Annotated in this window: 12 protein-coding genes; 10 read left to right on the top strand and 2 right to left on the bottom strand. The window is 71.0% G+C overall.

Annotation, left to right across the window (positions count from 1 at the left end):
• Nucleotides 1-50: 50 nt before the first annotated feature.
• Nucleotides 51-2,783 carry a pyruvate dehydrogenase (acetyl-transferring), homodimeric type gene (gene aceE, locus ACGFXC_RS09485; protein ID WP_393711157.1) on the bottom strand — a complete coding sequence of 911 codons (2,733 nt, stop codon included), beginning with the start codon at nt 2,781-2,783 and terminating at the stop codon, nt 51-53.
• Between the two features lie 437 nt (nt 2,784-3,220).
• Between aceE and ACGFXC_RS09480 the strand changes: the two genes are divergently transcribed.
• The 6 genes from ACGFXC_RS09480 to ACGFXC_RS09455 all read left to right on the top strand — a co-directional run bounded on the left by ACGFXC_RS09480 (nt 3,221) and on the right by ACGFXC_RS09455 (nt 7,724).
• Nucleotides 3,221-3,649, top strand: coding sequence for a DUF3052 domain-containing protein (locus ACGFXC_RS09480; RefSeq protein ID WP_393711155.1), 429 nt, complete (start codon nt 3,221-3,223; stop codon nt 3,647-3,649).
• A gap of 145 nt (nt 3,650-3,794) precedes the next feature.
• Nucleotides 3,795-4,253: a peroxiredoxin gene (locus ACGFXC_RS09475; protein ID WP_393711153.1), complete on the top strand. Its 459-nt coding sequence runs from the start codon at nt 3,795-3,797 to the stop codon at nt 4,251-4,253.
• 128 nt (nt 4,254-4,381) lie between these two features.
• Nucleotides 4,382-4,957, top strand: a complete 576-nt coding sequence (locus tag ACGFXC_RS09470) for a TerD family protein (RefSeq protein ID WP_266667357.1) — start codon at nt 4,382-4,384, stop codon at nt 4,955-4,957.
• 123 nt (nt 4,958-5,080) lie between these two features.
• Nucleotides 5,081-5,656: a TerD family protein gene (locus tag ACGFXC_RS09465; protein WP_365614276.1), complete on the top strand. Its 576-nt coding sequence runs from the start codon at nt 5,081-5,083 to the stop codon at nt 5,654-5,656.
• A gap of 25 nt (nt 5,657-5,681) precedes the next feature.
• On the top strand, nt 5,682-6,824 hold the full coding sequence (locus ACGFXC_RS09460; RefSeq protein WP_393711151.1) for a DUF475 domain-containing protein: 1,143 nt from the start codon (nt 5,682-5,684) through the stop codon (nt 6,822-6,824).
• 156 nt (nt 6,825-6,980) lie between these two features.
• On the top strand, nt 6,981-7,724 hold the full coding sequence (locus ACGFXC_RS09455) for a Tellurium resistance (protein WP_393711149.1): 744 nt from the start codon (nt 6,981-6,983) through the stop codon (nt 7,722-7,724).
• A 16-nt stretch (nt 7,725-7,740) separates the two neighbouring features.
• Here ACGFXC_RS09455 and ACGFXC_RS09450 read toward each other — a convergent pair whose 3' ends face one another.
• On the bottom strand, nt 7,741-8,553 hold the full coding sequence (locus ACGFXC_RS09450) for a TerD family protein (protein WP_393712175.1): 813 nt from the start codon (nt 8,551-8,553) through the stop codon (nt 7,741-7,743).
• Between the two features lie 195 nt (nt 8,554-8,748).
• On the opposite strand from ACGFXC_RS09450, the gene ACGFXC_RS09445 reads away from it, so the two are divergent.
• From ACGFXC_RS09445 to ACGFXC_RS09430, 4 genes are all read left to right on the top strand, one after another.
• Nucleotides 8,749-9,924, top strand: a complete 1,176-nt coding sequence (locus ACGFXC_RS09445; RefSeq protein ID WP_393711147.1) for an HpcH/HpaI aldolase/citrate lyase family protein — start codon at nt 8,749-8,751, stop codon at nt 9,922-9,924.
• 158 nt (nt 9,925-10,082) lie between these two features.
• The gene (locus ACGFXC_RS09440) at nt 10,083-12,809 is read left to right on the top strand and encodes a phosphoribosyltransferase (RefSeq protein ID WP_393711145.1); all 2,727 of its coding nucleotides are present in this window, start codon (nt 10,083-10,085) and stop codon (nt 12,807-12,809) included.
• Entirely contained in the window at nt 12,806-13,627 is an 822-nt protein-coding gene (locus ACGFXC_RS09435) for an HAD family hydrolase (RefSeq protein ID WP_393711143.1), read from the top strand. Before ACGFXC_RS09440 ends, ACGFXC_RS09435 begins: the two co-directional genes overlap by 4 nt.
• Nucleotides 13,624-14,283, top strand: coding sequence for an O-methyltransferase (locus ACGFXC_RS09430; protein WP_393711141.1), 660 nt, complete (start codon nt 13,624-13,626; stop codon nt 14,281-14,283). The genes ACGFXC_RS09435 and ACGFXC_RS09430 overlap by 4 nt, the downstream gene beginning before the upstream one ends.
• Nucleotides 14,284-14,318: the final 35 nt, after the last annotated feature.

The following is a 14,318-nucleotide window of genomic DNA, read 5'->3' as shown; positions in this document are numbered from 1 at the left end:
GTAAGGGGCGCCGGGACAGGTGTCCCGGCGCCCCCCCTCACGGATGACCGTTACGCGTCGCCGCCCGCGGCGCCCGGGTCGGCCGCCGCCACGTCCAGCAGCTGGTAGCGGTCGATCGCCTGCTTCAGCAGCGAGCGGTCGATCTTGCCCTCACGGGCCAGCTCGGTCAGCGTCGCCAGGACCACCGACTGCGCGTCGATGTGGAAGAAGCGCCGGGCCGCGCCGCGCGTGTCGGCGAAGCCGAAGCCGTCCGCGCCCAGCGAGGTGTACGTCCCCGGGATCCAGCGCGCGATCTGGTCCGGCACCGAGCGCATCCAGTCCGAGACCGCCACGAACGGCCCCTCCGCGCCCGACAGCTTGCGGGTCACGTACGGAACGCGCTGCTCCTCCTCCGGGTGGAGCAGGTTGTGCCGGTCCGCCTCGACGGCCTCGCGGCGCAGCTCGTTCCAGGAGGTCGCCGACCAGACGTCCGCCCGGACGTTCCAGTCGGCCGCCAGGATCCGCTGCGCCTCCAGCGCCCAGGGCACCGCCACGCCCGAGGCCAGGATCTGCGCCCCGATGGCCCCCTCGGTGCCCTGTGCGACGCGGTGGATGCCCCGGAGGATGCCGTCCACGTCCACGTCGGCCGGCTCGGCCGGGTGCTGGATCGGCTCGTTGTAGACCGTCAGGTAGTAGAAGACGTCCTCGGCGTCGGGGCCGTACATCCGCCGCAGACCGTCCTTGACGATGTGCGCGATCTCGTAGCCGTAGGCCGGGTCGTACGCCACGCAGCCCGGGTTGGTCGACGCCAGCAGCTGGGAGTGACCGTCGGCGTGCTGGAGGCCCTCACCCGTCAGGGTGGTCCGGCCCGCGGTCGCGCCGAGGACGAAACCGCGCGCGAGCTGGTCGGCCATCTGCCAGAACTGGTCACCGGTGCGCTGGAAACCGAACATCGAGTAGAAGACGTAGACCGGGATCAGCGGCTCGCCGTGCGTCGCGTACGCCGAACCCGCGGCGATCAGCGAGGCCGTGCAGCCCGCCTCCGAGATGCCGTCGTGCAGCATCTGCCCGGTCGGGGACTCCTTGTACGCGAGCAGCAGTTCGCGGTCGACCGCCTCGTACTGCTGGCCGAGCGGGTTGTAGATCTTGGCGCTCGGGAAGAAGGCGTCCATGCCGAAGGTGCGGTACTCGTCGGGCGCGATCAGCACGAACCGCTTGCCGATCTCCTTGTCCCGCATCAGGTCCTTCAGGATGCGGACGAAGGCCATCGTCGTGGCGATCGACTGCTGGCCCGAGCCCTTCTTGGCGGCCGCGTACGTCTTGTCGTCCGGCAGCTGGAGCGGCTTCGCGCGCACCACGCGCGTCGGCACGTAGCCGCCCAGCGCGCTGCGGCGGTCGTGCATGTACTGGATCTCGGGCGAGTTGCGGCCCGGGTGGTAGTACGGCGGGGCGCCGCCCTCCAGCTGCGCGTCGGTGACCGGGATGTGCAGCCGGTCGCGGAAGCGCTTGAGGTCGTCGACCGTCAGCTTCTTCATCTGGTGCGTGGCGTTGCGGCCCTCGAAGTTCGGACCGAGCGTCCAGCCCTTGACCGTCTGCGCCAGGATCACCGTCGGCTGGCCCTTGTGCGCCTTGGCCGCCGCGTAGGCCGCGTAGACCTTCTTGTGGTCGTGACCGCCGCGGCCCAGGTGCTGGATCTGCTGGTCGCTCATGTTCTCGACCATCGCGCGCAGCCGCTGGTCGCCGCCGAAGAAGTGGTCGCGGACGTAGGCGCCGGACTCGGTGGCGTACGTCTGGAACTGGCCGTCCGGGGTCGAGTTCATCTTGTTGACCAGGATGCCGTCGCGGTCCTGCGCCAGCAGCGGGTCCCAGGAGCGGTCCCAGATCAGCTTGATGACGTTCCAGCCGGCGCCGCGGAACTGCGACTCCAGTTCCTGGATGATCTTGCCGTTGCCGCGCACCGGGCCGTCGAGGCGCTGGAGGTTGCAGTTGACGACGAAGGTCAGGTTGTCCAGGCCCTCGCGGGCGGCGATGGACAGCTGGCCGAGCGACTCCGGCTCGTCCATCTCGCCGTCGCCGAGGTACGCCCACACGTGTGACTTCGAGGTGTCGGCGATCCCGCGCGCCTCCATGTACCGGTTCATCCGGGCCTGGTAGATCGCGCCGAGCGGGCCGAGGCCCATCGAGACGGTCGGGAACTCCCAGAAGTCCGGCATCAGCCGCGGGTGCGGGTAGCTGGAAAGGCCGTACGGCGCCTTCGACTTCTCCTGCCGGAACGCGTCGAGCTGCTGCTCGGAGAGCCGGTCCAGGAGGTAGGCGCGGGCGTAGATGCCGGGGGAGGCGTGCCCCTGGAAGAAGATCTGGTCGCCGCCGTCGCCCTCGTCCTTGCCCCGGAAGAAGTGGTTGAAGCCCACGTCGTAGAGGGAGGCCGAGGACGCGAAGGTGGCGATGTGGCCGCCGACGCCGATGCCGGGACGCTGCGCGCGCGAGACCATGACGGCCGCGTTCCACCGGGTGGCGTTCAGGACCTTGCGCTCGATCTCCTCGTTGCCGGGGAAGAACGGCTCGTCCTTGGTGGCGATCGTGTTGACGTAGTCCGAGCTGCGCATCTCGGGCACGGCCACGCGCTTCTCGCGGGCCCGCTCGATCAGGCGCAGCATCAGGTAGCGGGCCCGTTCGCGGCCCCGCTCGTCGATCGCGGCGTCCAGGGAGTCGAGCCACTCCTGCGTCTCCTCCGGATCGAAGTCCGGGACCTGGCTGGGGAGGCCGCCAATGATGATCGGATTGCGATCGGATGCGGAAGCCACGCTGTTCCTTCGCTGTCGGGGGAGTCGTGCCTTGGGTCGCCGCCTCCCATGGTCTTACGCTCGGCCGAAATCTTCACCTCTACCACTGGGTAACACCTGGAGCGGAGAAGGAGCGGCCGCCCGGCACTGCCGGGGACCGGGCCAAATCGCAACCTTACGCCCAAGACGATCAGGGGGTTCGTAAGGCCGTTCGTCCCTCAAACAGGTAGGAAAGTCCTCATGCGATGCCGAATCAGCTGGAATGGTGTGGGATGAATCACGAGTGGTACACCGGGGAAGCCTGAAAGTTGCGGCGAGACGGCCGCAATCGTCACCGTTTCGACGGTCTCGGCGGCCGGGTACTTGCGCGATCCGCCGCGCCCGTGTGGACTACGCCCAATGCTGCGCGTACGCGCGCCGCCGAAAGACATTCACCGAACATGAGCAGGAGGCACCCCGTGAGCGCGACCGCGGACCACGCGGAGAGCCTGGCCGCCCGGCTGGGTTTCCAGTCCGAACAGGTGGTCCAGGAGATCGGCTACGACGACGACGTCGATCAGGAATTCCGTGACGCCGTCGAGAAGCTCGTCAGCGAGCTCGCCGACGAGGACTACGACGACGTCGCCGACGCGGTGCTGTTGTGGTTCCGCGACGAGGACGGCGATCTGACGGACGCCCTGGTCGATGCGACCGAGCTGGTCGAGGACGGCGCACTGATCCTGCTGCTGACCCCCAAGACGGGCCGTGACGGCTACGTCGAGGCCAGCGACATCAGCGAGGCGGCCGAGACGGCCGGCCTCTCCCTCGCCAAGGGCCTGCCCGTCGGCAAGGAGTGGACCTCCACCAAGCTGGTGACGCCGAAGGCCGCCAAGGCCAAGCGACCGTAGACCCGCACCGAAGCGGACGCACGCCCCGTCGACCCGGATCTTCCGCGGTCGGCGGGGTGTGCGCGTTCGGCGGCCCGGCCGCGCCTAGGCTGGGGATCACCCGAACAGCCCCGTGCGGCGACGCAGGAACGAAGGGATGCGAAAAATGGCGATCGAGGTCGGAACCAAGGCCCCGGACTTCCAGCTCAAGGACAACCACGGCGCGACCGTGCGGCTCTCCGACTTCCGGGGGGAGAAGGCCGTGGTGCTCCTCTTCTACCCGTTCGCCTTCACCGGGGTGTGCACCGGCGAGCTGTGCGAGCTGCGCGACCAGCTGCCCCGCTTCCAGAACGACGACGTGCAGCTGCTGGCCGTCTCCAACGACTCGGTGCCGACCCTGCGGGTCTTCGCCGAGCAGGAGGGCCTGGAGTACCCGCTGCTGTCCGACTTCTGGCCGCACGGCGAGACCTCCCGCGCCTACGGCGTCTTCGACGAGGACAAGGGCTGCGCGGTCCGCGGCACCTTCGTCATCGACAAGGAGGGCGTCGTGCGCTGGAGCGTCGTCAACGGGCTGCCCGACGCGCGTGACCTGAACGAGTACATCAAGGCCCTCGACGGCATCTGAGGGCCCGGGGCGGATCCGTCGCGGGAAAAGCGCCTGCGGCCGGGAACCCGTCACTAGGATCGGAACGTTGATCCGGGTAGCAACGCACGACGGGGCACCGCCCCACACACATACCAAATGGAGGACCTGTGGGAGTCAGCCTCAGCAAGGGCGGCAACGTCTCGCTGACCAAGGCCGCGCCTAACCTGACGGCGGTCATCGTCGGTCTGGGCTGGGACGCTCGCACCACCACCGGCGTCGACTTCGACCTCGACGCCAGCGCGATCCTGACCAACGACCAGGGCAAGGTCGCCAGCGACTCGAACTTCGTGTTCTTCAACAACCTGAAGAGCCCGGACGGCTCGGTCGAGCACACCGGTGACAACACCACCGGTGAGGGCGAGGGCGACGACGAGGCCATCAAGGTCAACCTGGCCGGCGTCCCCGCCGATGTCGCCAAGATCGTCTTCCCCGTCTCGATCTACGAGGCCGAGAGCCGCCAGCAGAGCTTCGGCCAGGTCCGCAACGCCTACATCCGCGTCGTGAACCAGGCCGACAACAGCGAGCTCGCCCGCTACGACCTCTCCGAGGACGCCTCGACCGAGACCGCCATGGTCTTCGGCGAGCTGTACCGCAACGGCGCGGAGTGGAAGTTCCGTGCCATCGGCCAGGGCTACGCCTCCGGCCTGCGCGGCATCGCGCAGGACTTCGGCGTCAACGTCTGAGTCCGAGAGCAGTCCGTCCGACCGGCGCCGTGCACCTGTGTGTACGGCGCCGGTCCGGCTTTGCCACCATGACCGTTGGTGGCCGTGTCACCATCACCACGTCGTCCGGGGAGGACCAACATCATGGGCGTCACACTCGCCAAGGGGGGCAACGTCTCCCTGTCCAAGGCCGCACCCAACCTCACCCGGGTCCTGGTCGGCCTCGGATGGGACGCGCGCTCGACCACGGGGGCGGACTTCGACCTCGATGCCAGCGCGCTGCTGTGCAACAGTGGCCGTGTACTGGGGGACGAGTACTTCGTCTTCTACAACAACCTGAAGAGCCCCGAGGGCTCCGTCGAACACACCGGGGACAACCTCACCGGCGAGGGTGAAGGCGACGACGAGTCGATCATCATCGACCTCACCAAGGTGCCGGCCCAGGTCGACAAGATCGTCTTTCCGGTCTCGATCCACGACGCCGACAGCCGGCGCCAGAGCTTCGGCCAGGTGAGCAATGCCTTCATCCGCGTGGTGAACATGGCGGACGACCAGGAACTCGCCCGCTACGACCTGACCGAGGACGCCTCCAGCGAGACGGCGATGATCTTCGGTGAGGTCTACCGGTACGGCGGGGAATGGAAGTTCCGTGCGGTAGGGCAGGGGTACGCGTCGGGGCTGCGGGGCATCGCTCTAGACTTCGGGGTCAACGTTTCGTAAAGCCGTACAAGACGATGGGGTGCCAGTGGTTCTCAAAACCTTCGGCTGGTCGTTCGCAATCACTGCGCTCGGTCTGGCCGCTGCGGTGTTGTACGGGGGATGGCCCGCTTTCGGGATCGTGGCGATCCTGTCGATCCTGGAGATCTCGCTCTCCTTCGACAATGCGGTGGTCAACGCCGGAATCCTGAAGAAGATGAACGCCTTCTGGCAGAAGATCTTCCTCACCGTCGGCGTCCTCATCGCCGTGTTCGGCATGCGCCTGGTCTTCCCCGTGGTCATCGTGGCGATCAGCGCGAAGATCGGGCCGATCGACGCGGTCGATCTCGCCATGAACGACAAGGACATGTACAAGCAGCTGGTCACGGACGCTCATCCGTCCATCGCCGCCTTCGGCGGCATGTTCCTGCTGATGATCTTCCTCGACTTCATTTTCGAGGACCGTGACATCAAGTGGCTCGCCTGGCTCGAGCGTCCGCTCGCGAAGCTCGGCAAGATCGACATGCTCTCGGCGTGCATCGCCCTGATCGTCCTCGTCATCACCTCGATGACCTTCGCGGCCAACGCCCACCAGCACGGCGGCGCCCATGTGGACAAGGCGCAGACCGTCCTGGTCTCCGGCATCCTCGGCCTGATCACGTACATGATCGTCGGCGGTCTCTCGGGCTTCTTCGAGAACAAGCTGGAGGAAGAGGAGGAAGCCGAGCACGAGGCGGAGGAAGAGGCCAAGCGGAGCGGCAAGCCCGTCTCGGCCGTGGCCATGGCCGGCAAGGCCGCGTTCTTCATGTTCCTCTACCTCGAAGTCCTCGACGCCTCCTTCTCCTTCGACGGGGTCATCGGCGCCTTCGCCATCACCAACGACATCGTGCTCATGGCGCTCGGCCTCGGCATCGGTGCCATGTACGTCCGGTCGCTCACGGTCTACCTGGTCCGCCAGGGCACCCTCGACGACTACGTCTACCTGGAGCACGGCGCCCACTACGCCATCGGCGCCCTCGCCGTGATCCTGCTCGTCACCATCCAGTACGAGATCAACGAGATCATCACCGGTCTCGTCGGCGTCGTGCTGATCGCCTGGTCCTTCTGGTCCTCGGTGCGCCGCAACAACCGCCTCGCGGCGGAGGGCGGAGACGGCGACGGAGCACAGGCGGAGGTCGGGGCGGGGGTGTGACCCGGCCCTGAATGCGGAACCCTTTCCACAGAACCGTTTCGGTTTTGACGGGGCGGCCGCGCGGATCCATCGGACCGCGCGGCCGCCCCGCCGCACATCCGGTGCACGTCCGCCGCACGTCCGGTGCGCGGACGGGCCGACCTGGGGGGTTGGGACATGGGGTTCTTCGACGGGATCAGGGGCGCGCGCGCCATGGGGTTCGACTCGGGGCAGGCGTCCTCGAACGCGATCGAGCTGACCAGGCGGCAGTCGACGGTGTCGCTCACCCGCCAGCAAGCGGTGCACGGCAATCTGCGCGTGAACCTCTCGTGGCGCATGCGCACCTCGGACATCGGCGGCCGGCCGGCCGGCCAGAGCGGACAGCTGCTGCGGCATCCGTTCAAACTCTTCAAACCCGACATGGTGCAGGCGCACACCCAGGGCATGGTCAACGTCGACCTGGACATGGGCTGCCTGTACGAGCTGACCGACGGCACCCGGGGCGCCGTACAGCCGCTGGGCAACCTGCTGGGCGACCTCAACGACCCGCCGTACGTCAAGCTCAGCGGTGACGACCGCTTCGGTTCGGGCTCCGGGGAGACGCTTTACATCAATCTGGACCACGCCGACGAGATCAAGCGGATGCTCGTCTTCGTCTACATCTACGACCAGACCCCGGCCTTCGACCGGACCCACGCCATGGTCACCCTCTACCCGACCGCCGGGCCGCGGATCGAGATCCCGCTCGACGAGCGGCACCCGCAGGCCCGCTCCTGCGCCGTCGTCTCCCTGGCGAACGTCAAGGGCGAGCTGATCGTCCGCCGCGAGGTGAAGTTCGTCTACGGATTCCAGGCCGAGCTTGACCGGCTCTACGGATGGGGGCTCCAGTGGGGCCGGGGCTACAAGAGCAGCAAGGCCTGACCGGAGCCCCCGCGCCTCAGCGCCGGAGGAACTGCGGGCCCTGCACCGGCAGCCGGAACGACGGGTCCCCGGCCGGAGCCGGCACCACGGCGGGCGCCGGCGCCGGGGACACCGGCTGCGGATACCCGTAGGCGGGCTGGACGGCCGGCGGGGCCTGGGTGGGCGGGGCCGGCGGCAGCGGCGGCACCGACTCCGAGGGGCGCATGGCGGCGGTCCGCTCGTCGGCGGGCCCGCCCCCCGCGCCGGAGCCGGGTGCCGCGTTCTCGGCGGCGTTCTCGGCGGCGTTCTCGTCGACGGAGATCCCGTGGTCGGTGGCCAGCCCCACGAGCCCGTCGGAGTAGCCCTCGCCCAGTGCGCGGAACTTCCACCCCTCGCCCCGGCGGTACAGCTCCCCGCAGATCAGGGCCGTCTCGGCGCCGGTCTCGGGGCGCACGTCGAAGTAGGCCAGCGGCTCGGGGCCGCCGCCCGGGGTGGCGTCGTAGAGCAGGATCCGCAGGTCCCGGACCCGCCGGAAGGGGACGTCCTCGGCGGAGGCCACCACGAGGATCCGGTCCACCGCCGGGGTGACGGCCCGCAGGTCGGCCTGGACCGCGTCGGTGACCCCGTCGCCCAGCTGCTTCTTGCCCAGCCGCCAGACCGCGCCCGAGGGGTGCCGGGGCTGGTTGTAGAACACGAAGTCCTCGTCCGAGCGCACGCGCCCGTCCGCGCCCACGAGCAGCGCGGAGGCGTCCACGTCCGGCACCTCGGTACCGGTGGTCCAGCGCAGCACCGCCCGGACCGCCACGGGGGCCACCGGGATGTTCGAGCCCTTCTGCATCGCGTGCGTCATGCCGGTCATCCTGCCCTCCCGGACGGGACCGGGACAATGCGGCCCCCCGTAGGGCCTTGTCCAGAACGCACGGAGCTGGGCATGGTGCATGAGGGTTACCGGAACTTCATGTGCTTGAGGAACTCTTGACTCCTGTTCGTACGTACTATTACCGGCCACGCCAGTTGGGCCGCCGAGGCAGTACGGGGGAAGCACATGCGTCACTTCGGGCACATATCGCCCATCGTCCGCAAGGACCTCTTCCACCAGGAGCCGGTGGAATTCACCCTGTCCTCGCCCGCCCGGACGCTGGCCGCCGCGCTCGGCGCGACCCTCTACAGCCCGGCCACCCGGCCGCAGCTGGCCGCCGACATCCGCAAGCAAGCGGACCGCGGAGTCGTCTCCATGGTCCTCTGCCTGGAGGATTCCATCAGCGACTCCGACGTCCTGGGCGGCGAGGAGAACCTCGTACGGCAGTTCGCCGCCCTCGACGCCGACCCGGCGGGCACCGAGGACCTCCCGCTCCTCTTCATCCGCGTCCGCACGCCCGAGCAGATACCCGACCTCGTGCGCCGGCTCGGCGGACAGGCCCGGCTCCTGGCCGGATTCGTACTGCCGAAGTTCACCGAAAGCCGCGGAACGGCCTTCCTCGACGCCGTCGCCGAAGCCGAGGCCACCGCCGGACTGCCCCGGCTGTACGCCATGCCCGTCCTGGAGAGCCCCGAACTCCTCCACCTGGAGACCCGGGCCCCGGCCCTCGCCGGCATCTCGCGCACCGTGAACCGCTACCGCGACCGGGTGCTGGCCCTGCGCCTCGGCGTCACCGACTTCTGCTCCGTGTACGGACTGCGCCGCACCCCCGACATGACCGCCTACGACGTCCAGATCGTCGCCGGGGTCATCGCCGACGTGGTCAACGTCCTCAGCCGCGCCGACGGCACCGGCTTCACCGTGACCGGCCCCGTGTGGGAGTACTTCCGCAGCCAGCAGCGCCTCTTCAAGCCCCAGCTGCGCCGCAGCCCCTTCCTGGAGGAGGGCGTGGAGGAGCTGCGCACCGCCCTGATCGAGCACGACCTGGACGGGCTGCTCCGCGAGATCGAGCTCGACCGGGCCAACGGGCTGCTGGGCAAGACCTGCATCCACCCGGCGCACGTCACGCCCGTCCACGCCCTGTCGGTGGTTTCGCACGAGGAGTTCAGCGACGCCCAGGACATCCTGCGCCCCGAGCGCGGCGGCGGCGGGGTCATGCGTTCGGCCTACACGAACAAGATGAACGAGGTGAAGCCCCACCGGGCCTGGGCCGAGCGCACCATGCTGCGCGCCGAGGTCTTCGGGGTGGCCAGGGAAGAGGTCGGCTTCGTCGACCTGCTCACGGCCGGGCTCCAGGTGTGAGCCGCCCGGGGCGGACGGATCCTGACGGGAGGAACCCGGTTCGGCCGGACCCGGCAGGGCCGGACCCGGCAGGGCCGGACCCGGCAGGGCCGGACCCGGCAGGGCCGGACCCGGCAGGGCGGGGACCCGACCGGTCGGGTCCGAGGGAACGGGGCCCGATGGACGGGGACCCCGCACAGACGGAGAAGGGGAAGACGATCGACGAGGTGTGGTCGGGAGACTGGGTCGCGGACCGGCTGGGCGTCGCCCTGGAGGACGGCGGTGACCCGGCGGCGCCACGGCTGGACTCGCTGCTCGGGCTCGCCCTGCGGCGCAACCCCAAGCGGGCCCACCTGCTGGTCTCCCAGGTGCTGGGCAAGCACGTCCCGCAGTCCCCGGCGGTGGTCCACGCCGCCGGTCACGGACTCGGGCGACGGGTGCGGGCGCTGCTCGGCGAGGAGGCGGCCGCCTCGGCGGTGGTCCTCGGGTACGCCGAGACCGCGACCGGCCTCGGCCACTGCGTCGCCGACGGCCTGGGCACCGCGCCCTACCTGCACTCCACGCGCCGGCCCGTGCCGGGAGTGGCGACCGCGGGCGGCTTCGAGGAGGCGCACTCGCACGCCACCTCGCACCTGCTGCTGCCCGAGGACCCGCGCCTGCTGGCAGGCGACGGGCCGCTGGTCCTGGTCGACGACGAGTTCTCCACCGGCAACACGGTCCTGAACACCATCCGCGACCTGCACGCCCGCCACCCGCGCGGCCACTACGTGGTCGTCGCCCTCGTCGACATGCGCTCGCCCGCCGACCGCGACCGGCTGACCGCCTTCGCCGACGGGCTGGGCGCCCGCGTCGACCTCATCGCACTCGCCTCCGGGACGGTCTCCCTCCCCGAGGGCGTCCTGGCCAAGGGGCGGGCGCTGGTCGAGGAGTACGAGTCCGCGCCGCCGCCGCGCGCCCCCTTCAGGCCCTGCGGGGGCGTACGACGCCGCGCGGGGTCGGCCGGGTCGGCCGGGTCGGGCGGGCCCTCCGCCGGGTCGGGCGGGCCCTCCGCCGGGTCGGGCGGGCCCTCCGCCGGGTCGGGCGGGCCCTCCGCCGGGTCGGGCGGGTCCGCGGGCGCCGGCCGGTCCGGCCGGGGGAGCTCGGCCCCGGCGGGCCGCCCCCTCCCGGTCACCCGGGTCGCGCTCGACTGGCCCGCCGGGGTCCCCGACGGCGGCCGGCACGGCTTCACCCCCGCGCACCGCGAGGCCCTGGAGGCGGCGCTCCCCTCCCTCGCCGGGCAGCTCGCGGCCGCGCTGGGCGGGGCGCCCGGGCGGGTCCTCGTACTCGGCAACGAGGAGCTGATGTACGCGCCGCTGCGGCTCGCGCTGGCCCTGGAGGAGTCCGGCGCCGCGTCCGAGGTGCGCTTCTCCACCACGACCCGCTCGCCCGTGCTGGCCCTCGACGACCCCGGCTACGCCATCCGCAGCCGGCTGGTCTTCCCCGCCCACGACGCCCCGGCCGACGGCCCCGGCGACCGGTACGCCTACAACGTCAAGGGCGCGGGCTTCGACACCGTCGTCGCCGTCGTGGACTCCGCGGGGGACACCCCCGAGCTGCGCACGGGGCTGCTCGCGGAGCTCGCCCCGCACACGGGCCGGGTCCTGCTGGCCGTCGTCCCCGCGTACGTCCCGGCGTACGCCGCCCCCAGGACCGCCCCGCGCACCGCCCCCTCGTACGTTTCCCCGTACGGCCCCGACCGGCAGGAGCCGATCATGTCCGAGCCCGCCCTGGCCGAACCGCTGCGCGGGCCGGCCTTCTCCTCGTACGCCCCCGAGGACGTCGGCTGGCTGCTCCAGGACCTCTCCGGCGTCGAGCTGGAGGCCCCGACCGAGGAGCGCGAGGAGGCCATCCAGGCGGGCGGCGCCCACTACGCCGAGTCCCTGCCGGTGGAGTACCAGCCCTCCGAGGGCTACCAGGAGCTCTACCGCAGCGCCCTCGCCGCCTCCGCGGCCCGCATGGCCCGGGCCGTCGGCACCGTCACCGAGACCGTGCTCGCCGAGCGCTCCCCGTCCCCGGTCCTGGTCTCCCTGGCCCGCGCCGGGACGCCCGTCGGTGTCCTGATGCGCCGCTGGGCCCGCGCCCGGCACGGCCTGGACCTGCCGCACTACGCCGTCTCCATCGTGCGCGGCCGGGGCATCGACGCCAACGCGCTGCGCTGGCTGGCCGCCCACCACGATCCGGCCGACGTCGTCTTCGTCGACGGCTGGACCGGCAAGGGCGCCATCACGCGCGAGCTGCGCGAGGCCCTCTCCGCCTTCGACGGCTTCGACCCGGAGATCGTCGTCCTCGCCGACCCGGGCTCGTGCGTGCGCACCTACGGCACCCGCGAGGACTTCCTGATCCCCTCCGCCTGCCTGAACTCCACGGTCTCCGGACTGGTCTCGCGTACGGTCCTGCGGTCGGACCTGGTCGGTCCCGACGACTTCCACGGCGCGAAGTTCTACCGGGAGCTCGCCGGGGCCGACGTCTCCAACGCCTTCGTCGACGCCGTCGCCGCGCACTTCGACGCCGTCGCCGACGCCGTGGACGAAGAGGTCAAGGAGCTGCTCGCCGCCGACCGCACCCCCACCTGGGTGGGCTGGGCGGCGGTCGAGCGGATCAGCGAGGAGTACGGGATCCACGACGTGAACCTGGTCAAGCCCGGCGTCGGCGAGACCACCCGGGTCCTGCTGCGCCGCGTCCCCTGGAAGATCCTGGCCCAGCGCGGGGCCGGCGCCGACCTGGACCACGTACGCCTGCTCGCGGAGCAGCGGGGGGTGCCGGTCGAGGAGGTCGACGGGCTGCCCTACACGTGCGTGGGACTCATCCACCCCCGATACACGCGCGGCGCCACCGGCGCCGACGGAAAGGCAGTGGCCGCCAAGTGACCGTCCTCGTAGCCAGTGATCTCGATCGCACCCTCATCTACTCGGCGGCCGCCCTCGCCCTGACCATGCCCGATGCCCAGGCCCCGCGGCTGCTGTGCGTCGAGGTGCACGAGAGCAAGCCGCTGTCGTACATGACGGAGACGGCCGCGGGACTGCTCGCCGAGCTGACCGCCGACCCGTCGGCGGTCTTCGTCCCGACCACCACCCGTACCCGCAAGCAGTACCAGCGGATCCGCTTCCCCGGCCGCCCCGCCCCGTACGCGATCTGCGCCAACGGCGGTCAGCTGCTGGTGGACGGGGTCCCGGACCGGGACTGGCGGCGCGCGGTCGCCACCCGCCTCGCGCGGGAGTGCGCCCCCCTGGAGGAGGTGCACGCCCACCTGCTGTCCGTGTCCGACCCGGCGTGGCTGCGCAAGGCGCGGGTGGCGGAGGACCTCTTCGCGTACCTCGTGGTCGAGCGCGCGCTGGTCCCCGACGAGTGGCTGAAGGCGCTGGAGGAGTGGGCGGCGGAACGCGGCTGGGGGGTCTCCCTCCAGGGCCGCAAGATCTACGCCGTCCCGCGTCCGCTGACCAAGAGCGCGGCCATGCGGGAGGTGGCCCGGCGCACCGGAGCCACCAGCACCCTGGCCGCGGGCGACTCCCTGCTCGACGCCGACCTGCTGCTCGCGGCCGACCGGGCCTGGCGGCCGGGACACGGAGAGCTGGCCGACGCGGGCTGGACGGCGCCCTCGGTGACGGCCCTGGCCACCGGGGGCGTACTCGCCGGTGAGGAGATCATCCGCGAACTGGGCAGGGCGGTTGCGACACTGAGCGCATGACCAAGGGCAACAGCACCAAGATCACCGACGAGCTCTACGCCTACGTGCTCGCGCACAACCCCCCGCTGGACGCGGTCCAGCGGGGGCTGGTCGCGACGACGTGGGAGAAGTTCCCGGACGCGGCCGGCATGCAGTCCGCCGAGGAGCAGGGGCCGCTGCTCGCCTTCCTGGTCCGGCTGACCGGCGCCCGTCACGTGGTGGAGATCGGTACCTTCACCGGCTTCTCCGCCCTGTCGATGGCCCAGGCCCTGCCGGCCGACGGCCGCCTGATCGCCTGCGACGTGTCGCAGGAGTGGACCCGGTACGGCCGCGAGGCGTGGGAGGCGGCGGGCGTCGCCGACCGCATCGACCTGCGCATCGCCCCCGCCCTCGACACGCTCCGCGCGATGCCGGCGGAGCCGCACATCGACCTGGCGTACGTGGACGCCGACAAGGGCAGCCAGATCCTCTACTGGGAGGAGCTCGTGCCGAGGCTGCGCCCGGGCGGTCTGATCGTCACGGACAACACGCTGTACCACGGGACGGTCCTGGACGAGTCGCCGGAGAGCCGGGGGGCGGCCGTCCGCGCGTTCAACGACCACGTCGCGGCGGACCCCCGTACGGAATCCGTCCTGCTGGCCATCTCGGACGGAATCACCCTCTCGCGCAAGCGCTGACGCGCCGGCGGCGCCGGCGCGTCAGCGCTTGCGCC

Source organism: Streptomyces sp. NPDC048507 (genome assembly GCF_043199995.1).
Taxonomy (GTDB): Bacteria; Actinomycetota; Actinomycetes; order Streptomycetales; family Streptomycetaceae; genus Streptomyces.
Note: the sequence above shows the minus strand (reverse complement) of the source record. Positions and strands in the feature narration are given on the sequence as shown.